Genomic DNA, 25,243 nt, shown 5'->3' with positions numbered 1-25,243 from the left:
TTAATCTGTAAGGAGTTGCTGAAACCGTTCGGCTTCGACCGGCGGGGAGTATAGATAGCCTTGGTAAACATGGCATCCCATTTTTTTCAGCTCCAGCAATTGCTCGTTGGTTTCCACGCCTTCGGCAATGGTCGTCAGCTTCAGCTGTTTAGCCATCGTTAGAATGGTGTGCACAATGGCGATGCTGTTCTGGTCGTTAAGCAGGTCTCGGATAAAGGATTGATCGACCTTGATAACATCCAGCGGCAGCTGCTTCAGGTAGTTCAGGTTTGAATAGCCGGTTCCAAAATCATCAATCGAGAAGTTAATGCCGATATTGCGCAGATCGTTCATTGAGCTGGCGGTATGGGCGATGTCATCGATGATCATGCTTTCGGTGATTTCCAGATTAATCAGCTGCGCTTCAAGCGAATAGTCATGAATGATGCTTTGTACTTCGTCTGCAAAGCCAGACTGCCTGAACTGCTGCGGGCTGACATTAATGCTGATTTTAAAGCCATCGTGAACCAGGTTCTGGTTGTGCCAGTCTGCAGTGGTCTCAATGGATTTTTTCAGAACCCACTGTCCCACTTTGGTCATCAGCCCGGCTTCTTCGAGTAGGGGAATAAACTCGCCCGGCGATATTACCCCACGTTCAGGGTGACGCCAGCGGATCAGAGCTTCTGCGCCGATAATCTGTTTGGTTTCTGAGTTGATCTGGGGTTGAAATACCAGAAAGAACTGTTCTTCGGCCAGTGCTTGCTTACAGTCTGCCTTCAGTTGGCGCAATCGGTTTGCGGCGTCGGCCATCTTATCTTCAAAGACAATAACCTTGTTGCGGCCGGAATCCTTAGCCTTGTACATGGCCATGTCGGCGTGCTGAAGCAGTTCTGAAGCATTCAGGCCGTAGCTGTTAAAGTAGGCAATACCAAGGCTCGCACTGATGTTTACTTCGAAGTTTTCGATCATCAGCGGTTTTCTCAGATTGCTGACAATGCGCTCCGCCAGCTCACCGCCCAGTGTTTTTGCGGTTTGCTCATCTTCGGAGAGTTCGGTCATGCAGACTACGAATTCGTCGCCACCCAACCGGGCGACGGTATCCTGACTGCGAACCGTCTCTTTCAGCCGGCTGGCGATATTTGCCAGAATTTCATCGCCAAACAGGTGGCCGCGGGTGTCGTTATAGTTTTTAAAATTATCCAAGTCGAAAAAGATCAGCGCGCCATACAGGCCGGAGCGCTCGGCGCGCAGCAGCGCCTGATCGAGACGATCCAGAAACAGATGGCGGTTTGGCAGGCCGGTCAGCGAGTCGTGATAGGCCAGATACTGCACCCGTGCCTGATGTTCCTTGCGTTCGGTAACGTCCATGGCGACAGAAAGAATCGCCTTTTGGCCGCGATAGCTAATGGCTATTTTACGGACTTCCAGCGCCATATAGCTGCCGTCCGCGTGCTTCCATTCCACCTCAGGCAGAACCACCGGTATTTCCAGTGCCAGTGCATCTTCATCGGCCTCTTTGACCATCTTGCGGGTAGCTTCGGGGATTAGAGTCATGAAGTCGTCTTCATCAGCACCAATATAGGTTTCGGGGTTGAGCTTTAATGCCTTTAAAAAGGACTTGTTGGCCAGCATTAACCTTCCTGAGGTGTCTTTCACATTGATAAAGTGCGGCAGGCTTTCCAGCAGATCCGCGATGCTTTTATAGGATTGGTCGGCCGCAGCTAAGGCGCTTTCTTTTTCGCTGGAGGTTTCGTTGATCAGGCGAATAAATCGATTCGCCTCCCGGACCAGAATGCCAATTTCGTCATCGCGTGACAGGTGCTTTTCTCCGATCAAAGTTTGGGTATTGCCGGTTATAGGGCTTTCTTTAATTTGCCGGGCAACTTCATTGATTGGCTTTATCAGGTAGCGTAGATAGAAGTAAGCCAGAACGCAGGAGATAAGCACACCCTGGCCCAACAGCAGATACATTCCGTGCACAATGCTGCTGGAGATACGCTCCAGGCGAAAGCGCACGTCCAGTTCCAGCTTCAGATAGCCCAAAACCTGGTCTTGCTCCGTAACAGCCAGGGTTAGCTCGCGAATGGGGTTGTTCACCAGGTCGGCAATGCCTGTGAAGTTTCGGTTCCTGAAACTGGCCGGTTTGGCGGTTTCCGCAAGAGTCTGATCATCGTTATGGTACAAGCCTGCACGGATGACAAAAGGCGGAGCGCTGATATTCTTAAGCACTTCAATGCCCGCCGCGGCATCACCCTCTATTAGGGCATAAGTGACATCACTGCGATACGTTTCCACACGAGCCAGTATCTCTGACGACAGTAATTTGCTGTTGCTGTTGATGGAAGAAATCACCTGGAAAACAGTCACAAGCCCGCTGGTAACCAGCGTGATTAGAATGCCCGCAACGATTGCCCGAACAGACAATCTTTTACTGAACTGTGGAATAGCGCTTTTGTCTCTGAGCATCTAGAAGCGGGATTCTTTGTTAAGGATTATCAACAAGTAAAGCAGTGTGTGACAGTTTTACCAAAAAGCTGCTTTCCGGATGAGAGTTAATTCTCAATGATCACAACAGCTTAGCAGCTGCTGTTAAACATGGCCTGAACTGTTGGTCGGCTGGAACAGATTGCGGTGTTTTTCAGTTCATTATTGAATAATAGGGCGAATTTGAGTTGAGTTTTTTTTCAGGCTGTGGATAATGCCGCCTCTCGTTATGGCGACCTGCCGGTCCCCTCGCAACGAAAGGTCGTAAACCCCGCCAGGCCCGGAAGGGAGCAACGGTAGCGACTGCATCGTGTGCCGGGGTGTGGCTGGTGGGTTGCCACCCAATCTTTTTAACCTATTGTTTTATATAGGTTTTCTCTGAAATTCGCTTTGTTGACCACTAGGTGGGACACAAAGTGGGACACATTTCCAGAAACTCAGCATATTTGCAGACTTCCCGTCACGGTGTTTATTACTTTCGTCAGCGCGTGCCTGTTGCACTTGTTGATTCGCTCTCCTGTACTCATATCAAACGCTCATTGCAGACTAGTGATCGGCGTTGTGCCTTTATGAGTAGCTCTGTGGTGCTGGAGAGGGCTGGTAGGCTCTAATTAAGGGCTTCCGGTGGGCGTGGTAGTCCTTACATGGATGTGTCTGAGCGTGCTGTGAGATGGTTTTGAAATTGCCGCCGCGACTGAGTTGCCAAGGAGGGGCTCGTTCAGTAACGCTCGCAATTGATATAGGTCATAGCCTATTTGTGTGACAAATTGACACGCTGTCAAATGGCGTTCATATTTCGGCTTGAGAACAACAATAATCCTAAGCACTCGTGCTCAGTATTGGCGATCTGGCTGAAATATTTCTCACTAAGTAGTGCCAGTCGAATTAACTTTTAGAACCTAATAAAAACAAGGGAAGTTACATGAAAAATCAGATTTGCATATTTCTAACTGCTTTTGCACTCACAGGTTGTGCTACGACACTTTCGACTAAAGACCCGGCTGCATATGAAGAGTCGTATGAACAAGCTAAAGTGACTTTGAAGACCAATAATGCTCTTGGAATGTATGAGAAGTACTACAATAAGCCAGATCACAAAGCTTGGGCTCAATCAAAAGGAACTAGAGCTTCTAGCTATGTTACAAACAAAACAACTGCTGATTTTGCTATAGAGCTGGCTTTAGAAAATTGTAATCAGCAACTGCTGAAAAAGTACGATGAAGTAAGCGATAGAATTGCTTGCGAAATCATCAATGTAGATAATCAATGGGTTTCTAAATAAGGTACCACTCATGTAAACAAGGCTGGCTGAAATCATCAGTTAGGTTTGGCCAGCCAAAAAATTAAAACATTGAATCGCGGCCATTAAAGCAGGAATTTTCCAGCCTGATCATAGATTTCATTTGAGCTGCCTTCCCGATAAACGCTAAGTCCCGCGCAAAATTGTCAGCGGTGCCACCCTGACCACTTTCCTGGTCGAAACCAATCCTACCAAACCAATAATCACCGCCCCTACAACCGGGCCAAGTGCAAACACCAGCCCGTTCGGGTTGAAGTCCATGCCGAACAATTCTGTCTGCAGGAAGTAGAGTGCTACTTGGGCACCGAGCGCACCTAAGAACCCTGCAATGGCGCCGATAAACAGAAATTCGATGGCCAGTGCGCCCAGCACCATTTTCTGTTTGGCACCCAATGCCCGCAGCATGGCGCTTTCGCGCATGCGTTCATCAATGGTGGCCTGAATGCTGGCGATCAGTACCACTAATCCGCTCACCAGGGTCAGGCTCAGGATGAACTCAATGGCTCGGGTTACCTGGCCAACAATGGCCTGAATACGGGCAATGATGATGTCGACCTCGATCACTGAAACGGTGGGGTGCGCCTGAAGAATATCCACCAGCGCCGGTTTTTGTTCAGCGTCCAGATAGAAGCTGGTCAGATAAGCGGCGCCGCTGCCTGCAAGTACCGGTGAGGAAAAGATGACATAGAAGTTGGGTGCCATGCTGTCCCATTGAACGGTGCGGATGCTTTTTACCGTGGCGCTGACAGACTGGCCGCCAAAGGAAAACTGCAGTTCGCTGCCCAACTCAATACCCAAACCTTCGGCGAAATCCTGCTCAACGGATATCAGGTTTTGTGAGGTATCGGCTTCGGTAAACCAGTCGCCCTCTATGACTTCGTTGTCGTCGGCAAGTGTTGTTGTCCAGGTGATGTTCAGTTCGCGCTGATAATCGTCGCCGCGGGGCTGCAGGCGCTCAATGCGTTCGCTGATTTCCTCACCGTCTACCTGCACTAACCGGCCGCGTGACATAGGGTAGAACGCCTGAGTGTCGACGCCGTTATCCGTCAGTATCTGTTCAATAGAGTCGCGTTCCGATTGAAAAATATTGAAGGCAAAGTGGTTGGGTGTACCTTCCGGCAGTTGCTGCTGCCACTCTGAAACCAGGCTGGTTCGCACAAGAATCAGAACAAACAGTAGCAGAAAGGCGACCGAAAATATCATGATCTGGTAAGAGTTCTGCGCCTGGTTTCGCTGCACACTGGCAAGACCAATTCGCCAGATAGGCCCTAAGCGTGAAGCCGATCGGCGGGCAAGCACAATAAGAGCGCGCGCTAAAACGGCGACACCAAAGATGGCAATGACACCCGCGCCAAACAGTACGGTGGTAATCAGCAGGCTCTGCGAATAGAGGTAGATCAGCCCGATAACGGCAACGATGCCGAGCAGGGTCGCCTTCAATTGCGTCAGTTGACCGCCGGCTTCCTGGCTGCGCAGGGCTTTGGCGGGCGGCGTGTTTCTCAGTAGCCATATCGGCGGCAGTGAGAAGCCGAGAAAGCAGATCATGCCGGTCGCCAGACCCAGTAGGTAGGGCTTGGCCGATGCTTCAACCAGTTCACGCGGCAGCAGTCCCGCAAACAGCTGCAGAAATAACCAGTGGATCAACCAGCCCAGCGCGATGGCGCAGATGACGATCATGACGGCCAGTAGGGTAAGGTTGCCGGCGTACAGGCGGGTGATTGCTTTCGGGGTCAGGCCCAGCGTTTTCAGTAAGGCAACGTGGCTGGCCTGATGCCGGGCGTAGTGGTTGGATGACAGGGCCAGTGCAACACCGGAAAGGATGACTGATAACGACCCGGCCAACAGCAGAAAAGACTCCGCCCGGCTCAGGGTATCGGCAACCTGCTCGCTGGCATCTTCAACGCTTTGCCAGCGGTGATGGTTGTGGTCCTGCTGCTGCCACTGGGCGTAGAAGGGCTCAACATCGCCCAGCAGGTGTAATTCATAGCGCACCCGGCTGCCGGGTTGAACGGCGGCCGTTGCGGCTAAATCCTGCTGGCTGATCATTACCCGGGGGTTAACCGAGGCGAATACGCCTGAATTGTCCGGCTCACTCAACAGCACCTGGGCGATGGTGAAGTCGGCATCACCCACGCCGATAGAATCTCCGATGCTGAGGTTCAGTGCCGCCAGTAAACGCGAATTGACCCAGGCCTCGCCCGGTTGCGGGCCGCTTCGGGTCTTTTGACCTTCGCTGAATATCTGTTGGCTGATTTCCAGCTCGCCTTTGAGCGGGTACTCATCGGAAACTGCCTTGATGGAGGCGAGCTGCATACGGCCTTCGCCACCAAAGGCCATGGCTCTGAACGAGGTGGAAAAGGCAGTGTCCAGCCCTTGCTGTTCAGCCTGATCTACCCATTCGGTTGGAATGGGTTGCGAGCCGCCAATCTGTGCATCCGCTGCCAGCAGGGTACTGGCTTCATCGAGAATGGAGCGCTGAATACGGTCTACGAACAGGCCGATCCCGGTGACTGTGGCAACACCAACCACCAGTGCGAATACCAGGACATTCAATTCACCGCTGCGCCAGTCGCGCCACAGCAGCTTTAAGCCAAGGCGGGTCAGGTGTGAGCTTGCCTTTCTGCTCATGCGCTAACCTCGCTCAATCGGCCGGATTCCATACGCAATTGTCGCTGACAGAGGCTGGCGAGTTTGTTGTCGTGTGTCACCAGAATCAGCGTGGTGCCCTGTTGTTCATTCAGCTCGAACAGCAGGTTGGCAATGTGTTCGCCGGTTTTGGTATCCAGGTTGCCGGTGGGTTCATCGGCAAACAAAATGTCAGCCTCGCCGGCAAAGGCTCTGGCCACGGCAACACGCTGCTGCTCGCCGCCGCTCAGCTGCTGAGGCAGGTGGCTGGCGCGCTTGGCCAGGCCGACCTTTTCAAGCCATTGGCTGGCCTTTTCTTTGGCTGCCCGGTCACCGCGTACTTCCATCGGCAGCATGACATTCTCCAGTGCGGTCAGGCCAGGTAGCAACTGAAAATTCTGGAAGACAAAGCCAACCTTTTCTCCGCGAAGCTCTGAGCGGGCCTCTTCATCCAGGCCGGTAATGTCTTCGCCTGCCATCAGTACCTGGCCGGAGCTGGGGTAATCCAAACCCGCCAGCATACCCAGCAGGGTGGACTTGCCGGAGCCGGAAACCCCAACAATGGCAACGGTTTCGCCTTTCTGTATCGACAAATTGATGCCATCGAGAATGACAATGGGCTCTTCTCGATTAGAGACAACCTGTTTAAGATCGACGGTCTGAATGATGACTGGGCTGTTCATAACTATGCGATTCCAAATTTCTAAATTACGGCTGAAGCCGATGTACGGTTTGTTTCTGGCGGTGTTTCTGTGCCACTTTACTCAGCTTAGTCAGGCGCAAACCATTTTGGTTCACGGCGACAGCCTTTCAGCCGGTTACGGTATTAACCCGCAAGAGAGCTGGGTGGCGCTGTTGACGCAGGCGCTTCAGCCGGAACATGAGGTGCTCAATACCAGCATCAGCGGTGAAACCACCCGTGGCGGCCTGGAGCGCTTACCGGTTCTGCTCAGCAGTGTGAAGCCGGATATCCTTATTCTGGAACTGGGCGCAAATGACGGCCTGCGAGGTTTTCCGGTGACCATGATGCAGCAGAACCTGGAGGCTATGGTTACCATGAGCCAGAACATGGGGGCCAGCGTAATCGTGGTGGGCACCCATTTGCCACCCAACTTTGGTAAGCGTTATACCGAGCCGTTCTTTAAAGCCTTTGAAAATGTTGCGCTGGCATCCGGCAGTGCTTACCTGCCTTTTTTGCTTGAAGGTGTCGCTCTGGAGCCTTCCCTGATGCAAAGCGATGGTCTTCACCCCACCGCGGAAGCTCAGCCCATCATTCTACAGAACGTACTGCCGCTGGTGCAGCAGGCTTTAACTGCGGGTGGCTAAGTGATCGGCAAAGGCATTGCAGTCATTGATCCGTTTTTGCTTCAGCAATCTAACTTTTTGTTTTCTTTGGCTTTTTGCGGGCTTGGTTCATTTCAGGACTGGTAGAGGCCGGTAATCATAGTTAGGATACGCGCTTAGCAAATTTAGAACTGAATTCCTATGTCCTATCAGGTTTTGGCAAGAAAATGGCGCCCATCTACTTTTTCAGAAATGGTGGGGCAGGCACATGTTTTACGTGCTCTGGTGAATGCGCTCGATCAGCAGCGCTTGCATCACGCCTATCTGTTCACCGGTACCCGCGGAGTGGGTAAAACCTCAATCGCACGTCTGCTGGCCAAAAGCCTGAACTGTGAGCAGGGTGTCAGCTCTAAGCCCTGTGGAGTCTGCTCCAGCTGTGTGGAGATTGCCGAAGGCCGTTTTGTTGATCTGATTGAAGTGGATGCCGCCAGCCGAACCAAGGTTGAAGATACCCGCGAGCTGCTCGATAACGTCCAGTACGCGCCTACCCGGGGTCGCTATAAAGTCTACCTGATTGACGAAGTGCACATGCTTTCAACCAGCAGCTTTAACGCGCTGCTGAAAACGCTGGAAGAACCGCCAGAGCATGTGAAATTCCTGCTCGCTACGACAGACCCGCAAAAGCTGCCAGTGACGGTGCTTTCCCGCTGTCTGCAGTTCAACCTGAAGAATATGACCCGCGAGAATATCGTGAATCATCTGGCTCATATCCTTCAGCAAGAAAGTATTCCTCACGATGAACCTTCGTTGTGGTCCATCGCCGAAGCGGCGGCCGGCAGTATGCGCGACGCCCTGAGCCTGACAGATCAGGCCATTGCCTTCGGTGAAGGCGAGCTGAAAGATCAGGAAGTGGCCTCCATGCTTGGTACGGTTGATTTAAAGCGCGTACTGCGCCTTGCCGTGGCCCTGTTCGAACGCAATATTGATGCATTGATGGCGCTGGTGGCAGAGATAGACGCTCACTCGCCGGATTACCTGGCGCTGATGACCGAATTGATGTCCGTGCTGCACCGAACGGCCATTGCTCAGGCCGCACCGAACGCGATTGATAACAGCAAGGGTGATCGCAACGCCGTTGTTCAGCTGGCGGGTGCCGTGCAGCCGGAAGATGTACACCTTTATTACCAGATTGCCGCGAAAGCCAAGCCGGAGATGAGCCTGGCGCCGAGTGAGCGTGCTGGGTTTGAGATGGCCTTGCTGCGCATGCTGGCGTTTAGCCAGACGCCAGCCGCCAACGTCGGGCAGTTACCCGAGCTTTCTGCAGAGCCCGCGGCAATTGAAGCTGCACCGGCCAGTGCAGGTATTGAGACAAAAAAGTCTGAAGCGTATGTTGAGGCTCAACCGGAGCCGGTACAGGCTCATTCCGAGCCCGAGCCCGAGCCCGAGCCCGAGCCGGAGCCCGAGCCACAGCCACAGCCACAGCCACAGCCGGCTGTGCCGCAGGAGGCGCCCATCGTGGCACCCGAACCACAGCCTCAGCCCGTTGAACCTGTTGTAGCAACCGCGCAACCGCAATCAATGCCGCCACCCTGGGAAGAGCCGGTGGCGGATGTCGCTGCACTGCAGCCGGAGCCAGCAATAGCCGCCGTTGCTGCTGTTCAGGCAGAACCCGCTCCAGAACCAGAGCCAGAACCGCTTGCGGAACCGGTGCCTGCGCCTGTTCCGCAAGCGCCGGTCATGTCTGCGCCAGCACCCGTTGAAACAGCGTCAGTTGAAGTAGATGCAGAGCGCCCGCATATCGCTGAATGGCCGGCAACTAATCTGGATACCGACCCAATGTTCTGGTGGCAGGTAACCCTGCACCGTTTGGGCCTTCAGGGGATGACCAAAACCCTGTTCGCCAACAGCGAATGGGTGGGCTTCGATGGTGAAACGCTGTCGCTGAAAATTTCCCAGAACTACCGGAAAATTATGAATCCCAGCCATCAGGAAAAACTGATGCAGGTAATAGGGCAGTGGCTGGAAGGCTGTAAAAAGCTTTCCTATGAATTTACCGCGGTAGAGCAGACGCCACAGCTCTGGGTTGATCAGCTGGTGCAGAAAGCCAAAGATCAGGCCTATGAATATTTACAGGAAGATCCGTTCGTTTCTCAGCTCATCGCAACATACAATGCGGAGTTGCAGCGCGAAACAGCGGTGACCAACCACAATCCGATTCCTTCAGGAGAATAAGTAATGATGAAAGGCGGCATGGGCAACATGATGAAACAAGCCCAGAAAATGCAGGAAAAAATGCAGCAGATGCAGGAAGAAGTAGCCAACATGGAAGTGACCGGTGAAGCTGGCGCAGGCCTGATCTCAGTGGTTATGACTGGCCGTCACGATGTCCGCAAGGTATCGATTGATGACTCGCTGATGAGTGAAGAAAAAGACCTGCTGGAAGATTTACTCGCCGCTGCGGTAAATGATGCCGTGCGCAAAATTGAAACCCAGAGCCAGGAAAAGATGGCTTCAGTGACTGCCGGTATGGGTTTGCCACCGGGCATGAAACTGCCATTCTGAATACTGAACTCAAACGACTGAATCATGGCATACACACCCGCAACTGAAGAACTGATCCGTGCTTTGCAATTGCTGCCCGGCATCGGAACCCGCTCGGCAACGCGCATGGCGTTGTACCTGTTGGAGCGCGATACCGACTCGGCCCGGCAATTGAGCCACTCGCTGGCAGATGCGCTGGAAAAAGTGCATCGCTGCCCTTCATGCCGAACACTGACAGAACTTCCGGTGTGCCCGGTTTGTGAAAGTACCGACCGCAATACCAAACTGGTGTGTGTGGTTGCCAACGACGCTGACCGCTCGGCCATTGAAATGTCCAACCGTTTTACTGGTCGCTACTTCGTGCTGCATGGCGTGCTTTCGCCGATGGATGCTGTCGGCCCTGAGCAGCTGGGCGTGTTCGATCTGGTCGATAAGGTTAAAGCCGAATCCATTGAAGAGATTATGTTCGTTCTGGATGACCAGATGGAGTCGGAAGCGACCATCTATTACATCACCGAACAGCTTAAGGGATTAAACGTGAAATGCAGCCGGGCAATGGTTGCTCATCTTAAAAATGGCAGTCTCGATCAGGCCGAAAGCCGTCATCTGGTCAGCGCCATTGAACACAAAAGGGAGATAAACATTGAGCAGAAGTGATCCTTTCATCTGGGTGCAGGGGGATCAGCAACTCGCTCTGGTGTGCCAGCAGTGGCAGCAGTCTTCAGTAATTGCGATTGATACCGAATTTGTACGTACAGAAACCTTTCACGCCAACCTTGGCCTGATTCAGGTTTGTATTGAAGATACCGTCTGGCTGGTCGATCCATTGGATATTCAGGATTGGCGGCCGTTACAGCAGGTGCTGACAAACCCTGACATTACCAAGGTGTTTCACTCTCTTTCAGAAGATTCAGAGGTGATAAAACACAGTGTCGGCGTGCTGCTGTGCAATGTGTTTGATACCCAAATCGCTGCGGCGCTGTTGGGTTACCCGCTTCAGGTCAGCTATGCCAAGCTGGTTGAAGGCCTGTTTGGCGAGCAAATTGATAAAGACGCCACCCGCAGTGACTGGCTGGCCAGACCGCTCACCAATAAGCAGTGTGAATATGCGGCGGCCGACGTATTCTGGCTGTACCGCATTTATGGTGAGCTGGCTGAGCAACTGAAGAATATTGAGCGCTACGATTGGGTTGCTGAAGACAGCGAGCGGCAGATTCTGAACAATCTGCCTGCCGAGCCTGATCAGTATTACTTAAAATTGCGCGGTGGCTGGAAACTCAAGGGTGTATCGCTGTTTGCACTGAAAGAACTCGCAGCCTGGCGCGAACGCAAGGCCCGTCAGGAAAACTGCAACCGCGGCCGCATTCTGCAGGATAAAGAACTGATCCAGATTGTGGAGCGCATGCCGTCGACCAAAGGCGACCTGCAACACCGGTTAAAATTGAATCCGCGTAAGATTCGCCTGTATGGCGATGCGATTATGCAGATTCTGAAAACAGCAGAAACAATAAACCGCCAGCAGTGGCCAGAGCGAATCGATGGCCCCTTGCCGGCCGATCAATCCGAGCTGTTGAAGAAGGTTCGTGAACGCATCAGTCAGTTGGCGGATCAGCATAATATACCGGCAGAAGTTTTGGCCAAGCGTAAGCAGCTGGAAAGTTGGTTGCGCAGTGGTTGCCGGGATGGTCAGTACCGTGCGCCGGATGTGTTCAACGGCTGGCGGGGACAAATTCTGCTGGCACCTGTTAATGAGCTTTTAAGTGCCCAGTGGGGCACATAACCCGGGTAGGAACTGCATTGAAACGAGAAGTTGTTAGGGTATACCGTTCGTCCAAATCGCCGGAAACATATCTTTATATGCGCAAGAAGGATGCCTTTGATGGCCTGCCGGATGCTCTGAAAGAACTGTTTGGCCGCGGCATTACCGCGATGGATATGCTGTTGACCGAAGATAAAAAACTGGCCCGGGCCGATGCAGCGAAAGTGCTGGAAAGTATCGAAGAGAAGGGCTTCTACCTGCAGCTGCCACCGCCAAAAGAAGACTACTTGTTGGATTTGTACCGGGAAAAGGGTTATTCGGATCATGGCTGATCGGGTGTTCTGGAAGCATAAAACATTGCAGGAGATGTCTCAGACAGAATGGGAATCTCTGTGCGATGGTTGCGGCAAGTGCTGTTTGCAGAAGCTGGAAGACGAAGAAGACGGTATGGTGTATTACACCTCGGTGATCTGTCGCTACATGACCGACGACTGCAAATGCTCGGAGTATCAGAACCGCCATGAACTGGTGCCGAACTGCGTCTGGCTGAAGCCTTCCGATGTCGAGAATTTCTTCTGGCTGCCTTCAACCTGTGCTTACCGTATTTTGGCCGAAGGCCGCGATTTACCGGCCTGGCACCCGCTGGTGTGTGGCGACCCGGATATCATTCATGCGGTAAATATTTCGGTGCAGCATATGGATTTAGTCAAAGACAACGAAGTGCCGGAAGAAGACTGGCAAGATTACGTTATCGATAATCAATAGTTGCTGAATTACTTAACTTAATGGCTTAAAGCCACACTGGGGAAACTCATGGTTTATCAGGATTTATACATGAAAGCGGCGCTGTTTTACTTTGCCGGCTTTCTCGGGTTCTGGCTTTGTATCTGGAAGATCACCTCCTATCTTCCGTGGCGGCCATTGCGCTGGTGGATTACCTGGATCTACTTCTGCGTTGTGCTGACGCCCTGGCAGGGGACAGAACCGGAGGTCTATTACGCGCCGGCTATTATTGTCGCGGCGTTTGATTTTCTGGATCTTGGAATGGCCGATGCGCTGGAGATTCTGCGGCCGATGATCGCCGCCATAGTCGCTGGCAGTGTGGTGATTGTTTTCCTGGCCATTATTCTGAAGATCCGCCAGCTGAAGCGGAATGATGAACCCGATGCCGATAGCGACCCGGAAGCTAACGGTGCCGGCTGAAAGGTACGGCAATAACCCCTGATCTGCTTAAACGCCTCGTTAAAACGGGGCGTTTTTGTATCTGTATTTCAGAAAAAAAGACTACAGTTGAAGCAATAGGTGCCGATTTATCAGAGTGAGCGGTAGCGATTCAATTCAGGGGTAATGATGAGTAAACATTCAAATTATAACAGCGGCGCGCTTTTCAGGCCGATGGCGATGCTGCTGTTCGGCTGGGTATTGTGCCTGGGAGCGACTGCAGCGCAGGCTGCCGATATCCGCATTCTGTTGGATGTTTCCCAGAGCATGGCGCAGCACGACCCCGAAAATCATCGCCGCGAAGCGCTTTACCAGCTGGTCGACACAATCCCTGCAGGTGACCGCGCCGCTATTTGGACCTTTGGCCAGTACATCAACCTGCTGGTGCCACACGAAACCGTCAACAATAGCTGGCGCAGAACGGCGCGGGCAGAAATCCAGAACTTGGGTGCGCCCGCGACCCGCACCAATATTGGCGGAGTGCTGGAGAAGGCCGCCTACGATTTCCGGTTTCCTGGCTTTGAAAACGATGTTGAGGTGATTCTGATCACCGACGGCGAAGTGGATATCGCACCAAATGCGGAAGTGAACCGGGTAGAGCGCACCCGGGTGATCAACCAGTTGATACCCTTGTACCGGGGCGCAAATGCGAAGATTCACACAGTCGCGCTTTCCGATGATGCCGATCACGACCTGCTGAAACAGCTTTCGACAGAAACCGGAGGCAAATATTACCGCGTTGAAAACCCGGAAGCGTTTGTGGACGCCTTGTTTAACGTGTCATCGGTCAGTGCTTCGAATAGCAGAGCCGCAACATCAGGCTCTAATCCGGCTGTCAGTGCTGCCAACCGGTTCAGAGTTGATGCCGATATAGAAGAGCTGACCGTGACGGTGAAGCACTCTTCCGGCGCGGCGATACTGGTAGCGCCTTCCGGGCAGGAAACCTCAGCTGTGGCCCCGGCCAAACAGCGCTGGCAGGTTTATGCGGGCATGAGCCAGGTGACGGTCAGCCAACCTGAAGCGGGCGAATGGCAGGTGAAGGGCGTTGAAGCCAGCGAGATTCAGCAGTATGCAGATATTGAGCTCAATTGGGTAAGGCCGGATCAGAGCAGTGTGGCTGAGGGTGCGAGCGTAACCCTGGAAGCGAGCCTGAAAGACAATCGCGGGCGTTCGATCCTGATGGCCATGCCGGAGCACATCAACGTGATGATGATGGTAGAGGGTGCCAGTGTGCCGGTTCACCAGACCGATCAGGTCATTCATGCATCGCTGCCGGCAGAGCACTCCATGAACATCCGTGAGGTGAAGTTGAACGTCGATGGTGGCACCTTCAGCCGCAGCCTTACCCGGCAATTACACGCCATTGAGCCGTACATGACCGAAGTACTGATGCTCGAAAACGCCTATGAATGGCGCCTTTACACCAACCGCTTCCTCGATGTTGAAAGTCTGAAAGCCTTGGCTCTTTATGAGCAGAGCGGTCAAATGATGTCTGAAGTCTTCGTTCAGCACGATGGCGGCTACTGGTACTGGCGGCTGCCGTTTGATAAGCCCGATGGTCAATATCAGGTGAAGCTCAGTGGTCAGCTGATACAGGCGGCTGGCCTGCGCACGCAACTTGAGCCGGAAGAGCAGCTGTTTACGCTGCCACCCATGGCTGTGCCCGGTATGATTCAAACTCAGGCTGCCGCTATGAACCGGCTACCACTGATGGCGGAAACAGCCATGACTGGCACTGAATTTATTAAAGAGCCCATGCCGGAGTTTGAAGAGTTGCAGCCGGAGCTGACGGTCACCGAGCCCGGCGATGAACAGGCCTCCCCGACGGCACCGCAAGGTCAAACGCAGACTATTCCGGTTTCTGAGCCGGTCTCCTGGCTTACCTACCTGCTGCTCAGTGTGGCCGGTGCCCTTGTGCTGGGTGTTGGCTATTTGGGTTATCGATGGTTTGAGAGCCGTCGCGAGCTGAAGAGTGCTGAGCCGGATTTTCTGGTCGGCGAAGATTCGCTGGCCGATGTGGGCACTGTGCCAGGCCCGGACCCGGATCTTGATCTGGATATGCCGGATGAAGAAAGCCCGGATGATTTGGATCTCTCCGTTTTGCAGCCTGAGCCCGAGGCTGCGCCTGAGCCTGAAGCCGACACAGAAGCAGAGCCGCAGTCTCTCAGCGATGCTGAAATTGATGCCATCATGTCTGACAACCGTCCGCCGCCACCGCCAAAAAATACACAGGCACCGAACCCAGCGATGGAAGACATGCTCGATGACACCCTGCCGGAGGCGCTACTGGACGCTGAAGAGCCCGCGCCAGAGCCGGAAACAGAGGAAGAAGAGCTGTTTGATATCAGCAGTATCGATGATGATCTGGCAGACCTGGATTTAGCCCTGGATGGCGATGACCCGTTTGCTGATATTGATGACACAAAAAAATAAAGTTTAAAAAGCCATTGCCTAACTAGCTGAAAAACCACAAGATTCTCGGTACTACTGTAATGAATTACCTGAGTTGGAGCATTAAAAGGGCTCGCGGTTACGGTAGAATGTTTGCACTAAGGAGGCAATCATGTGTGAACTGCTGGCGATGAGCGCCAATGTACCAACCGATATCTGTTTCAGCTTTACTGGTTTTAGCCCAAGAGGCGGAAAGACCGGTCCGCATCGCGACGGTTTCGGCATCTGTTTTTATGAACACGGTGGCATGCGGGAATTCAAAGATTACCTGCCCAGCTGCCAATCCCCGATTGCGAAATTCCTGCAGGATTACCCTATTCGCAGTAAGAATATTGTCTGTCATATCCGTCAGGCGAATGTGGGTGACGTGAACCTGCAGAACACCCATCCTTTCCACCGGGAGCTATGCGGCAAGACCTGGACCTTTGCGCATAACGGCCAAATGCCTATCGAATCGGTACCGGAGCCAACCCATTATCAGCCGGTCGGCACCACAGACAGCGAAAAAATCTTCTGCTGGATACTCAGCGAGTTACGCAATGAATACCGTTGCGGTACTGCCATTGCCAAGGTTTCTGCCTTTCTGCTGACCCTGTGTAATCACCTGAATTCGTTAGGCGTCAGTAATATTATTCTTTCAGACGGTGAAGATATTTTTACCTTCTGCTCTACCAAGCTCAGCTGGATTACCCGTAAGGCTCCGTTTGGTGAAGCGCACCTGCGCGACTGCGATGTGTCACTCGATTTCGCTGCGGTAACGAACGAAACCGATATCGCCACGGTCATCGCGACCGAGCCGCTGACCGATAACGAAAAGTGGGAAACCATGAAGTCCGGTGAGGGCAGGATGTTCCGCGATGGTCTCTGCGTCTGGCGTGACTATGGCCCGGAGGTGATTCACAAGAAGCGTGATGAGTGCTGCAAGAGTGCTTAGTCTGTCCTTTTAGTCATCAATTAGTCTTGTTATGAGAGAAATTCTCACAAGTACTGGTTGATGAATGGCTCTCAGGCGATAACAATTGATTCATGTCAAATTTAGAATAGCCATTCCGATCCGGCAGTTTAACCGTCGGAAGGTTGGCTATTCTGCCTTATAACAAGAATAAATGTTGGAGAGAGACATGACAGAGGCGCAGTTCTACCGTCATCAGAATTATCCTCAGGGCATGAAAGCCATTATTAACCCCGAGAGTTTCGTTACCGTCACCGATCTGTTTGAAGCAAAGGTTACTCGCTTTGGTAACCTGCCTGCTTTCAGTTGTATGGGAACAACGATCACCTACAGTGAGTTGGATCGCTTGTCTTCCCAGTTTGCGGCGTATCTGCAGTTTGAAACTGATTTGGTGCCCGGAGACCGCATTGCTTTACAGATACCCAATATCCTGCAGTACCCGATAGCCGCCTGGGGCGCGTTACGCGCGGGCCTGATCATCGTGAATACCAATCCGCTCTACACCGAGCGCGAGCTGGAACATCAGCTTAATGATTCCGGTGCAAAGGCGATGGTGGTCTACGCCGGTATGGCGGCAACGGCGTTGAAGGTGCAGCCGAAAACACCGGTCGAACGGATCATCGTCACCGAGATCGCCGACATGCATTCGCCGTTAAAGCGAATTCTGATCAACAATGTGGTTAAGCATATTAAAAAGATGGTTCCGGCCTACGATGCGACAGCGACAGAAAGCTTCCGTCAGGTGCTCAGTGCCGGTTCGTATCACAAGTTCAAGCCGGTACACACCGGCCACGACGATCCGATTGTCCTGCAATACACCGGCGGTACCACCGGCGTGGCTAAGGGCGCAATGCTCACTAACCGCAACCTGATCGGCAATATGATGCAGTGTTATGAATTCTTTAAGCTGTCTCTGAACGAAGGTGAAGAAACACTGGTCACACCGCTGCCGCTTTACCATATTTATGCTTTTACTGTTCACTGCATGGTGTTGATGTACACCGGTAACCACAGCCTGTTGATCCCCAATCCGCGTGATATTCCGGGTTTCGTGAAAGCCCTGCAGCAAACCCGCTTTACCGGCTTTGTCGGTCTGAATACGCTGTTCGTTGCGCTTTGCAGTAATGAAGATTTTAAAAAGCTCGATTTCTCCAGCCTGAAGCTGACCATCTCCGGCGGTATGGCGCTGACAAAGGCGGCGGCTGATCAATGGCAGCAGGTAACCGGCTGCAGCATCAACGAAGGCTACGGTATGACCGAGTCCTCGCCGGTGATCTCCTTTAACCCGCCCGGTGCCAGTCAGGTGGACTCCATTGGTATTCCGGCTCCCGGGACCGATGTGATGATTGTCGATGATGACGAAAAACCGCTGCCCATGGGCGAGGCAGGTGAGCTTTGGGTGCGCGGCCCTCAGGTGATGAAGGGGTACTGGAACCGCCCCGGTGATACCAAGAAAACCATCACTGCAGAAGGCTGGCTGAAAACCGGTGATGTTGCCGTTCTGCAACCCGATGGCTATCTGAAAATTGTCGATCGCAAGAAAGATATGATCGTGGTCTCCGGCTTTAATGTGTACCCGAATGAAATTGAAGAGGTGCTGGCTGGCCATCCGGATATCATCGAGTGTGCAGCGGTGGGCGTGCCAGATGCGAAGACCGGCGAAGCGGTTAAGGTTTACTACGTCAGTAAGTCTGATATTGCGGATGACGATTTGATTAAGTTCTGCCGTAAAGAGATGACGGCCTACAAGGTGCCGCGTCTGTACGAGCGCAAAGATGAACTGCCCAAAACTAACGTTGGTAAGGTTCTGCGCCGCGAACTGCGCGATCCGGCCCAGTAGCGTCTGTGCCCGCCAGAACGACTGGCGGGTTTCCTCCCTTCGGTACTGCGCCTATAATCCCGCTTTCATTTTCGCGCTGGTTACACATGTCTTCACTGGTAAGCCCTCAGGAAATTCTTTCCTCACTGGATAAATGTTTAATTAAAGACCGTCACTTTCTGGCAACGCGATGTCGTCGCATTGCCTCGCTCAAAAAGGCGAATAAGCCGAGCGGGCAGCTGGAAGGCGTGGTTGATCATGCGTTTAAGAAGTCCGTTGAGGCTTACGCCAACCGAAAGGCCCGCATGCCGGAGGTGAAGCTGGCGGCTGATTTACCGGTCAGTGAGCATGCCGATAAAATCCGCGAGGCTATTTCCGGCAATCAGGTGGTCATCGTTGCCGGTGAAACCGGTTCCGGTAAAACCACTCAGTTACCGAAAATCTGCCTGCAGTTGGGGTTGGGTTCGGCAGGTATGATTGGGCATACCCAGCCCCGGCGCCTGGCTGCGCGTTCGGTGGCCGGCCGTATTGCCGAAGAACTGAATACCAACCTGGGTGAGCTGGTGGGGTATCAGGTGCGCTTTACCGATCAGTCCAGTACCGAAACTGCGATCAAGCTGATGACCGACGGTATTCTGCTGGCCGAGATTCAGAGCGACCCGTACCTGAATAATTACGACACGCTGATTATCGACGAAGCGCATGAGCGCAGCCTGAACATCGATTTCCTGCTCGGCTACCTGAAGCAACTGCTGCCCAAGCGTCCGGATTTAAAGCTGATTATTACCTCCGCAACCATCGATGTAGAGCGCTTTTCACAGCACTTCGATAATGCCCCGGTCATTGAAGTCAGTGGCCGTTCTTACCCGGTGGATGTGTTGTACCGGCCGATGAGTACCGATGAAGACGACTACGCGGCGGATCTGCCCGGTGCAATTCTCAACGCAGTGGAAGAGATTGAGCAGCTGGAGCGCAGTGGCCATACCCATGGCCGTGGCGGAGACATTCTGGTCTTCCTGCCCGGCGAGCGTGAGATTCGAGAAGCCTATACTTTTCTGCGTCGTTCGGAGCTACGCGCGACTGAAATATTACCGCTCTATGCGCGCTTAAGCGCCAGTGAGCAGCAGCGAATTTTTTCCGGCCATAGCGGTCGGCGAATTATTCTTTCGACCAATGTTGCTGAAACCTCGCTGACGGTTCCGGGCATACACTATGTTATTGACAGCGGCTTGGTGCGTATCAGCCGTTACAGCTACCGCTCTAAGATTCAGCGCTTGCCGATTGAGCCCATCTCTCAGGCTTCAGCGAACCAGCGCTCGGGGCGCTGCGGGCGTATTGCGCCGGGCCTTGCTATTCGGTTGTACGATGAAGAAGAGTTCATCAGCCGGCCTGAATTTACCGACCCGGAAATTCTGCGTACCAATCTGGCTTCCGTTATTTTGCAGATGCTGCACATGCGATTGGGCCAGCTGGCCGATTTCCCGTTTGTAGAGCCGCCGGATCACCGCATGATTCGTGATGGTTATACGCTGCTCAATGAACTGGGTGCTGTCAATGACAAGGGCAATCTGACCACCGAGGGTAAAGAGCTGGCGCGCCTGCCGGTCGACCCGCGTATTGGGCGCATGGTCATCGCTGCCAACAAGCAGGGTGCATTGCGCGAAGTGCTGATTATTGCCAGTGCGCTTTCCGTGCCGGACCCGCGTGAGCGTCCGCAAGATAAACAACAGGCCGCGACAGAAAAGCATGCCCAGGATAAAGACAAAGAATCTGATTTTCTGGCGTTCTACAATCTTTGGCAGCGTTATGAAGAGCAGCGGCAGGTGCTATCGCAGAATCAATTACGCAAGTACTGTAAAACCCAGTTTTTAAATTACCTGCGCATGCGTGAATGGCGCGATATTCACCGCCAGCTCACATTGATGTGCCAGCAGCTTAATTACAAGCAAAACAGTCAGGAAGCCGATTATGTGGCTATCCACAAATCGCTGATGTCGGGCCTGCTGAGCCATGTTGCTACCCACAAGGAAGACAGAGTTTACAGTGCCGCACGCGGTAAGAGCTGTGTCATTCACCCATCATCGGTACACCGCCGGCGCGGCCCGAAATGGTTTGTCTGTGGGGAAATGGTAGAAACCACCGAGGTGTTTGCCCGTTGTGTGGCCAAGATAGAACCGGCCTGGCTGGAACCGTTGGCCATGCATTTGGTCAAGCGTAACTATTCTGAGCCTCATTACGAGAAGAAGCGCGGGCAGGTGACTGCCAGTGAAACCTTGTTGCTCTATGGCCTGCCGATTGTTGTCAATCGGACGGTAAATTACGGCCGCATCGATGAAAAACTTTCGCGTGAAATATTTATCAGAACCGCGCTGGTGGAAGGTGAACTGGTCACCAAGGCGGAGTTCTTTAAACATAATAAAAAGCTCACTGAAGATGTTTTAGAGCTGGAAGACAAAGCCCGCCGCAAAGATATTCTGGTGGATGAAGAAACTCTGTTTCAGTTTTACGACAGCAAGCTGCCGGAGAACATTGTTAACAGCCGGGGCTTTCATGCCTGGCTGAAGAAGCAGCCGAAAGACTTTTTGAATTATAAGCCGGAGCTGTTGATTGCCAGCAACGCTACAGCCGTTTCGGAAAATGATTTTCCCGATACCTTCGAGATTAACGGCATGGTACTGCCGCTCAGCTATCACTTTGAGCCCGGGCATAAAGCCGATGGCGTTACCATGAAGGTACCGGCGGGCGCTGTTAGCCAAATTCCGGCGGGCCGAATGCAATGGTTGGTACCGGGCCTGCTGCGTGAAAAAGTGACCGCCATGCTGAAAGGCCTGCCGAAAGCCTACCGTAAAAATTTTGTGCCGGTGCCGAACTATGTGGATGCGTTGATGGCTGCACTGGTGCCGGATGAAACGCCGCTGCACTTAGGCATGGCTGAAAAACTGTTCCGTATGACCGGTGTACGCGTGCCGGAGGATGAATGGCCGGTCGATACCGTTGCCGACCACCTGCGTATGCGCTACGAGGTTGTGGATGAGCGGGGTAAGGTCGTTACCGCAGGGCGCGATCTGGAAAAGATTCTGCAACCGGCCAATGAAACTGCGCAAAAGCAGGCAACCGAGATCACAGCGAAGAAGAAAGAAATCCCCACGGCGACGCGCTGGCAATTTTCCGATTTGCCGCCGGTAGAACACCGGATTCAGGCGGGTATTAAGGTGGTGATGTACCCGGCGCTGGTCGATAAAATCAATGCCGTTTCGCGTGAAAGTTTCACCAGTCAGGACTGGTCTGATGAACAGCACCGCCAAGCCTTGTGGCGCCTCGCCAGTTTCTACTGGCATGAAAACATCCAGTACCTGTCTAAGCGCCTGCCGCAATTTAAAGAATCGGCACTGCTGTTTGCGCCCTATGGTAAAGCCGATAACCTTCGGCAGGATATGCTGTTTGCCTCCGTTCAGGCGGCCTTACCATTGAATGCTGATATGCCCAGAACGGAGCAGGATTTTCTCCGCTGGCTGGAAAAGGGCAGGGCTGATTTTGTCAGTGTTGCAGAGCAATTAGCTAAAGAGGTTCACGATGTTCTGTTGCTGCACCACAAGGTGCGCAAGCAGATAAAAGGCAAGGTATCGTTTGCCACGGCCTTTATTTTTGCTGATATTGCGGCACAGCTCGATAACCTGATTTACCCGGGGTTTATCGCAAAAACGCCTGCATACTGGCGCAGTGAGTTGCCGCGTTACTTATCGGCCATTGATAAGCGCCTAAACCGAACCTCGGGCATTCCATCGTCAGAGACCATGGTGGTCGATGAATTGAAGGAATTGTGGCAACGTTATCTGAAGCACAACGAACAGCTGAGCAGTAGCCAGCGTATATCGGAAGATTTAACCGAGTTCCGCTGGATGATAGAAGAGTATCGTGTCTCTCTGTTTGCGCAGAGTTTAAAGACGCGGTTCCCTGTGTCTAAAAAGCGACTGGAAAAGCAATGGCAAAAGGTTGTCGCGCAATAGCCCGATGCCAGTGGTTCAGTCTGCTGTATGAAGGAGCATGATATGAGCAGTATTTTATTTCTGGGTGACTCAGTAACCGACTGTTCACGCAAACGTGCAGCCCGATACCAGGGCTTACCCGAAAGCCTTGGCGATGGCTGGGTCTCGAAGGTCGGCAGTGTTCTGCAGGCTCGCCCGCAGGAATATCAGCTGTTTAACCGTGGCTATGCCGGCTGCCAGACCCATGAATTGATGAGTCAGCTCGATTGGTGGCCGGAACAGCTGGAAACTGCCGATATCGTCAGTGTGATGATAGGTGTGAATGACGTTTGGATGCCGTTCTGGCGAGGATTATCACACAACATCGATCGATCGCTGCAAAGCTTTGACGAACTGGTCCGCCGCTTATCGGAACGCGCTAAACAGGTGGTGATCTGTGAGCCCGTTGCCTTGCCTTGCGGTGAAGTAACCCAGCAATGGTGGTCTTATATGGATGAGCTGGCAAAAGGGCAGCGTGCACTGGCTGCACAGCATGGCGCCAGCTTTCTGCCGCTGCAGGATGCGCTGATGTCGACAGCGCGCGGCAAGCTGTTCGATTATATGAGTGACGGCGTTCACCCGACGTACCTGGGGCACCATTGGATCAGTAAACAGTGGTTGAGCTTCGTTTCAGCTCAGGATTTGATAGAAAGCTAAAAACGCTCCCAGATGGAGCGCTTAGGTTTAGAGCGCCTTCGGATTAACCCACGCAGGCTTCGTCTTTCTGATGTTCAATCTGATTGACCTGTTCAATTTTAAACAGCACCCACTTAGTGGCGTAAGTGCCAACTACATAGGCCAGTACGACCGTTAAAATTTCCGTGCTGGCAAAGCTCAATGATGTAATCATCGGGCCCGGGCAATAGCCGGCCAGACCCCAGCCGATACCAAAGAGTGCGCCGCCAATAACCAGCCGTGAATCAATCTGGCTCTTCGCCGGTACCCGGAACATATGGGTAAAGATGGGTTGTCTGCGCTTCAGAATCAAAGGTGTGGCAATCGCATTCACCAGCAGACCGCCACCCATTACGAACGCCAGTGACGGATCCCATGCGCCGAAGATATTCAGAAAATTAATAACCTTGGCAGGGTCGATCATTTGCGAAACAGATAGACCCAGGCCAAACAGCACACCGGCAATCAGGGCAAAAAACAATCGGAACAGAGCTTTGGATACGACAGTCATCATCAGGCTCCCAGCAGCTGTTTAACAATGAAAACGGTTATAAAGCCCGTCGCCATAAAGGTTAGCGTTGCGACCAGCGAGCGAGGACTGCGACGTGCCAGACCACAAATACCATGGCCGGAAGTACAACCGGTCCCTATCGTGGTGCCAATGCCTACAAACAGACCACCGAGGATCAACAGCGGAGTACCTACCACAGGCTGAATGTGTTCAACACCCTTGAACAGGCCTTCGGAACTGTCACTGCTCAGTAGCTGGTATAGAAACCCACCCAGTATCAGGCCAACAATAAAAATAACCCGCCAGACAACATCACCCTTCTCAGGGAAGATGATACCGCCGGCTATACCGGAAATACCCGCGATTCGGCCCTTGGCCAACAGCAGCAGAGCAGCTGAAAGGCCAATTAAAGCACCACCAATGGTGGCGGAAAGGGGTGTAAAATTGATGATCTCCATCTTAACTCTCGTAATAAATATTAGTGATGACTAATATTGTGGCGATAAAGCGGAGAAATGCAAGGGGGAAATGGTTTTTTAGGGGAAGTACCGGATGGTAGCGCGTGGCTTTAGATGTAAGACGTTATCCGGCATCCCGGCGTTAGAAGTTATATGCATAGTAGCTTAGACTTAATCTGACAGTTTTGGCCAAGAGGCTGTACTAGGCTTGGCAAGTCTAGCTTTCGAGCGTTAACTCATTACTGGATAGTTTCGTGTTTTATCTGACTTTTCTATATTTGTCGGGCTAAAGCCCCGACCTACAAAACCCTACTCAGCCTGCACATTTCGGTCACTCTGTAGGTCGCGCCTTTAGGCCGACAGAATCATTTCCAATTGCCACTTTCAAACTCGAAAAGGGCCAGAAATGAGTAATATGGGTTGTCAGATCAAGTCTCTGCTTGCTTTAAAACCTGTCAGATCGAGTCTGAGCTACTACATTACATGTAGGGTTTGACGCCGGGATGCCGGACCACCCATATTCAACATCTAACATCTAACATCTAACATCTAACATCTAACATCTAACGTCCAACGCGCCTCACACTACCGCTGCTTCGAACAGCACGGAGCTGCGGCGGCCGCTGCGGCAGTAAGCCAGCACTTTTTTATCCTGCGCCAGCACAGCCTTTAAGCCTTCAACAGCCTCGGGCAGTACGTTCAGATCGCGCATTGGCAGGTAGGTGAATTCAATACCGGCTTCTTCTGCCAGCGCTTTCAGCTGTGCATGTGGCGGTTGATTGGCTTCTTCGCCATCCGGGCGATTACAGACAATTAATTCAATACCCGCTTCTTTTGCTGCGGCAACATCTGCAGCATCGATCTGGCCATTAACAAAAAATTTGTCGGCGATTTGTGTCCAGCTCATAGGTCTCTCCATCGTGGTTCAGGTTAGTTTTCGTTATTTCAGGTTACCGTTCGGTTTGGTATTCAGTCAGGGTTTGCTTAAACACCAGCTAAACTGTTATGGCGCTTATTGACGCCAGATTCAACCTAATTAATCAGCTTGTTTCATCTTTATACTAGTATTTAAAATAAATAATTAATAAGGCTTGCATAAATAAAAACACAGATTATGCTATATCTAAATTAGAAAATTCTAATATAAAGATTAGAAGGA

The 25,243-nt window shown here is 52.4% G+C and carries 21 protein-coding genes and 1 other RNA gene; 16 read left to right on the top strand and 6 right to left on the bottom strand.

All coding sequences use genetic code 11. The features are described 5' to 3' along the window. Window positions 1-2,445, bottom strand: a complete 2,445-nt coding sequence (locus BCF53_RS06930; protein WP_132700852.1) for a putative bifunctional diguanylate cyclase/phosphodiesterase — start codon at window positions 2,443-2,445, stop codon at window positions 1-3. Window positions 2,446-2,701: 256 nt separating this feature from the next. Here BCF53_RS06930 and ffs point away from each other — a divergent pair. From ffs to BCF53_RS06920, 3 genes are all read left to right on the top strand, one after another. Next, an RNA gene (gene ffs / locus BCF53_RS06925) (signal recognition particle sRNA small type) lies at window positions 2,702-2,798 on the top strand. A 69-nt stretch (window positions 2,799-2,867) separates the two neighbouring features. Next, window positions 2,868-3,074 (top strand): DUF6538 domain-containing protein, encoded by a 207-nt coding sequence (locus BCF53_RS19605; RefSeq protein WP_424511402.1) that lies wholly within the window; start codon window positions 2,868-2,870, stop codon window positions 3,072-3,074. 311 nt (window positions 3,075-3,385) lie between these two features. Continuing rightward, window positions 3,386-3,745 (top strand): hypothetical protein, encoded by a 360-nt coding sequence (locus BCF53_RS06920; protein WP_132700851.1) that lies wholly within the window; start codon window positions 3,386-3,388, stop codon window positions 3,743-3,745. Window positions 3,746-3,889: 144 nt separating this feature from the next. On the opposite strand, the gene BCF53_RS06915 is transcribed toward BCF53_RS06920, so the two are convergent. Beyond that, a complete protein-coding gene (locus BCF53_RS06915) occupies window positions 3,890-6,391 on the bottom strand; it encodes an ABC transporter permease (RefSeq protein ID WP_132700849.1) in 2,502 nt (833 codons plus the stop codon). Further along, window positions 6,388-7,071, bottom strand: coding sequence for an ABC transporter ATP-binding protein (locus BCF53_RS06910; protein ID WP_132700847.1), 684 nt, complete (start codon window positions 7,069-7,071; stop codon window positions 6,388-6,390). Before BCF53_RS06910 ends, BCF53_RS06915 begins: the two co-directional genes overlap by 4 nt. A gap of 4 nt (window positions 7,072-7,075) precedes the next feature. Here BCF53_RS06910 and BCF53_RS06905 point away from each other — a divergent pair, with 4 nt between their 5' ends. The 13 genes from BCF53_RS06905 to BCF53_RS06845 all read left to right on the top strand — a co-directional run bounded on the left by BCF53_RS06905 (window position 7,076) and on the right by BCF53_RS06845 (window position 23,097). After that, window positions 7,076-7,714, top strand: a complete 639-nt coding sequence (locus BCF53_RS06905) for an arylesterase (RefSeq protein WP_243645787.1) — start codon at window positions 7,076-7,078, stop codon at window positions 7,712-7,714. 159 nt (window positions 7,715-7,873) lie between these two features. Then, window positions 7,874-9,904 (top strand): DNA polymerase III subunit gamma/tau, encoded by a 2,031-nt coding sequence (gene dnaX, locus BCF53_RS06900; protein ID WP_132700846.1) that lies wholly within the window; start codon window positions 7,874-7,876, stop codon window positions 9,902-9,904. Between the two features lie 3 nt (window positions 9,905-9,907). After that, a complete protein-coding gene (locus BCF53_RS06895) occupies window positions 9,908-10,234 on the top strand; it encodes a YbaB/EbfC family nucleoid-associated protein (RefSeq protein ID WP_132700844.1) in 327 nt (108 codons plus the stop codon). A gap of 24 nt (window positions 10,235-10,258) precedes the next feature. After that, window positions 10,259-10,870, top strand: coding sequence for a recombination mediator RecR (recR, locus tag BCF53_RS06890; RefSeq protein ID WP_132700842.1), 612 nt, complete (start codon window positions 10,259-10,261; stop codon window positions 10,868-10,870). Beyond that, window positions 10,857-11,993, top strand: coding sequence for a ribonuclease D (rnd, locus tag BCF53_RS06885; protein ID WP_132700840.1), 1,137 nt, complete (start codon window positions 10,857-10,859; stop codon window positions 11,991-11,993). The genes recR and rnd overlap by 14 nt, the downstream gene beginning before the upstream one ends. A gap of 17 nt (window positions 11,994-12,010) precedes the next feature. Further along, entirely contained in the window at window positions 12,011-12,304 is a 294-nt protein-coding gene (locus BCF53_RS06880; protein WP_132700838.1) for a YcgL domain-containing protein, read from the top strand. Beyond that, window positions 12,297-12,737, top strand: a complete 441-nt coding sequence (locus BCF53_RS06875; RefSeq protein WP_132700836.1) for a YcgN family cysteine cluster protein — start codon at window positions 12,297-12,299, stop codon at window positions 12,735-12,737. Before BCF53_RS06880 ends, BCF53_RS06875 begins: the two co-directional genes overlap by 8 nt. 48 nt (window positions 12,738-12,785) lie before the next feature. Further along, window positions 12,786-13,175 carry a hypothetical protein gene (locus BCF53_RS06870; RefSeq protein ID WP_132700835.1) on the top strand — a complete coding sequence of 130 codons (390 nt, stop codon included), beginning with the start codon at window positions 12,786-12,788 and terminating at the stop codon, window positions 13,173-13,175. Window positions 13,176-13,322: 147 nt separating this feature from the next. Further along, window positions 13,323-15,626 (top strand): vWA domain-containing protein, encoded by a 2,304-nt coding sequence (locus BCF53_RS06865; protein ID WP_165901833.1) that lies wholly within the window; start codon window positions 13,323-13,325, stop codon window positions 15,624-15,626. A gap of 130 nt (window positions 15,627-15,756) precedes the next feature. Beyond that, a complete protein-coding gene (locus BCF53_RS06860) occupies window positions 15,757-16,578 on the top strand; it encodes a class II glutamine amidotransferase (protein WP_132700831.1) in 822 nt (273 codons plus the stop codon). A gap of 187 nt (window positions 16,579-16,765) precedes the next feature. Continuing rightward, window positions 16,766-18,436: an AMP-binding protein gene (locus BCF53_RS06855; protein ID WP_132700829.1), complete on the top strand. Its 1,671-nt coding sequence runs from the start codon at window positions 16,766-16,768 to the stop codon at window positions 18,434-18,436. A gap of 86 nt (window positions 18,437-18,522) precedes the next feature. Beyond that, window positions 18,523-22,422, top strand: a complete 3,900-nt coding sequence (gene hrpA, locus BCF53_RS06850; RefSeq protein ID WP_132700827.1) for an ATP-dependent RNA helicase HrpA — start codon at window positions 18,523-18,525, stop codon at window positions 22,420-22,422. Between the two features lie 42 nt (window positions 22,423-22,464). Continuing rightward, the gene (locus tag BCF53_RS06845; RefSeq protein ID WP_165901832.1) at window positions 22,465-23,097 is read left to right on the top strand and encodes an SGNH/GDSL hydrolase family protein; all 633 of its coding nucleotides are present in this window, start codon (window positions 22,465-22,467) and stop codon (window positions 23,095-23,097) included. Between the two features lie 43 nt (window positions 23,098-23,140). Here the strand turns inward: BCF53_RS06845 and BCF53_RS06840 are convergent, their stop codons facing one another. The 3 genes from BCF53_RS06840 to BCF53_RS06830 form a co-directional block, all read right to left on the bottom strand. After that, window positions 23,141-23,626: a YeeE/YedE family protein gene (locus tag BCF53_RS06840; protein ID WP_207902669.1), complete on the bottom strand. Its 486-nt coding sequence runs from the start codon at window positions 23,624-23,626 to the stop codon at window positions 23,141-23,143. A gap of 2 nt (window positions 23,627-23,628) precedes the next feature. Then, window positions 23,629-24,084 carry a YeeE/YedE family protein gene (locus BCF53_RS06835; RefSeq protein WP_132700824.1) on the bottom strand — a complete coding sequence of 152 codons (456 nt, stop codon included), beginning with the start codon at window positions 24,082-24,084 and terminating at the stop codon, window positions 23,629-23,631. A 580-nt stretch (window positions 24,085-24,664) separates the two neighbouring features. After that, entirely contained in the window at window positions 24,665-24,991 is a 327-nt protein-coding gene (locus BCF53_RS06830; protein ID WP_165901831.1) for a protein tyrosine phosphatase family protein, read from the bottom strand. Window positions 24,992-25,243: the final 252 nt, after the last annotated feature.

Source organism: Reinekea marinisedimentorum (assembly GCF_004341165.1).
In the GTDB taxonomy this organism is placed as follows: Bacteria; Pseudomonadota; Gammaproteobacteria; order Pseudomonadales; family Natronospirillaceae; genus Reinekea; species Reinekea marinisedimentorum.
Note: the sequence above shows the minus strand (reverse complement) of the source record. Positions and strands in the feature narration are given on the sequence as shown.

Coding starts and splice junctions, on each gene's coding strand:
- BCF53_RS06895 (WP_132700844.1), top strand. CDS start 9,908: ATGATGAAAGGCGGCATGGGCAACATGATGAAACAAGCCCAGAAAATG.
- BCF53_RS06875 (WP_132700836.1), top strand. CDS start 12,297: ATGGCTGATCGGGTGTTCTGGAAGCATAAAACATTGCAGGAGATGTCT.
- BCF53_RS06905 (WP_243645787.1), top strand. CDS start 7,076: ATGCGATTCCAAATTTCTAAATTACGGCTGAAGCCGATGTACGGTTTG.
- BCF53_RS06840 (WP_207902669.1), bottom strand. CDS start 23,626: ATGACTGTCGTATCCAAAGCTCTGTTCCGATTGTTTTTTGCCCTGATT.
- BCF53_RS06930 (WP_132700852.1), bottom strand. CDS start 2,445: ATGCTCAGAGACAAAAGCGCTATTCCACAGTTCAGTAAAAGATTGTCT.
- BCF53_RS06920 (WP_132700851.1), top strand. CDS start 3,386: ATGAAAAATCAGATTTGCATATTTCTAACTGCTTTTGCACTCACAGGT.
- BCF53_RS06855 (WP_132700829.1), top strand. CDS start 16,766: ATGACAGAGGCGCAGTTCTACCGTCATCAGAATTATCCTCAGGGCATG.
- BCF53_RS06865 (WP_165901833.1), top strand. CDS start 13,323: ATGAGTAAACATTCAAATTATAACAGCGGCGCGCTTTTCAGGCCGATG.
- hrpA (WP_132700827.1), top strand. CDS start 18,523: ATGTCTTCACTGGTAAGCCCTCAGGAAATTCTTTCCTCACTGGATAAA.
- dnaX (WP_132700846.1), top strand. CDS start 7,874: ATGTCCTATCAGGTTTTGGCAAGAAAATGGCGCCCATCTACTTTTTCA.
- BCF53_RS06830 (WP_165901831.1), bottom strand. CDS start 24,991: ATGAGCTGGACACAAATCGCCGACAAATTTTTTGTTAATGGCCAGATC.
- BCF53_RS06870 (WP_132700835.1), top strand. CDS start 12,786: ATGGTTTATCAGGATTTATACATGAAAGCGGCGCTGTTTTACTTTGCC.
- BCF53_RS06915 (WP_132700849.1), bottom strand. CDS start 6,391: ATGAGCAGAAAGGCAAGCTCACACCTGACCCGCCTTGGCTTAAAGCTG.
- BCF53_RS06860 (WP_132700831.1), top strand. CDS start 15,757: ATGTGTGAACTGCTGGCGATGAGCGCCAATGTACCAACCGATATCTGT.
- BCF53_RS06910 (WP_132700847.1), bottom strand. CDS start 7,071: ATGAACAGCCCAGTCATCATTCAGACCGTCGATCTTAAACAGGTTGTC.
- BCF53_RS06845 (WP_165901832.1), top strand. CDS start 22,465: ATGAGCAGTATTTTATTTCTGGGTGACTCAGTAACCGACTGTTCACGC.
- recR (WP_132700842.1), top strand. CDS start 10,259: ATGGCATACACACCCGCAACTGAAGAACTGATCCGTGCTTTGCAATTG.
- BCF53_RS06835 (WP_132700824.1), bottom strand. CDS start 24,084: ATGGAGATCATCAATTTTACACCCCTTTCCGCCACCATTGGTGGTGCT.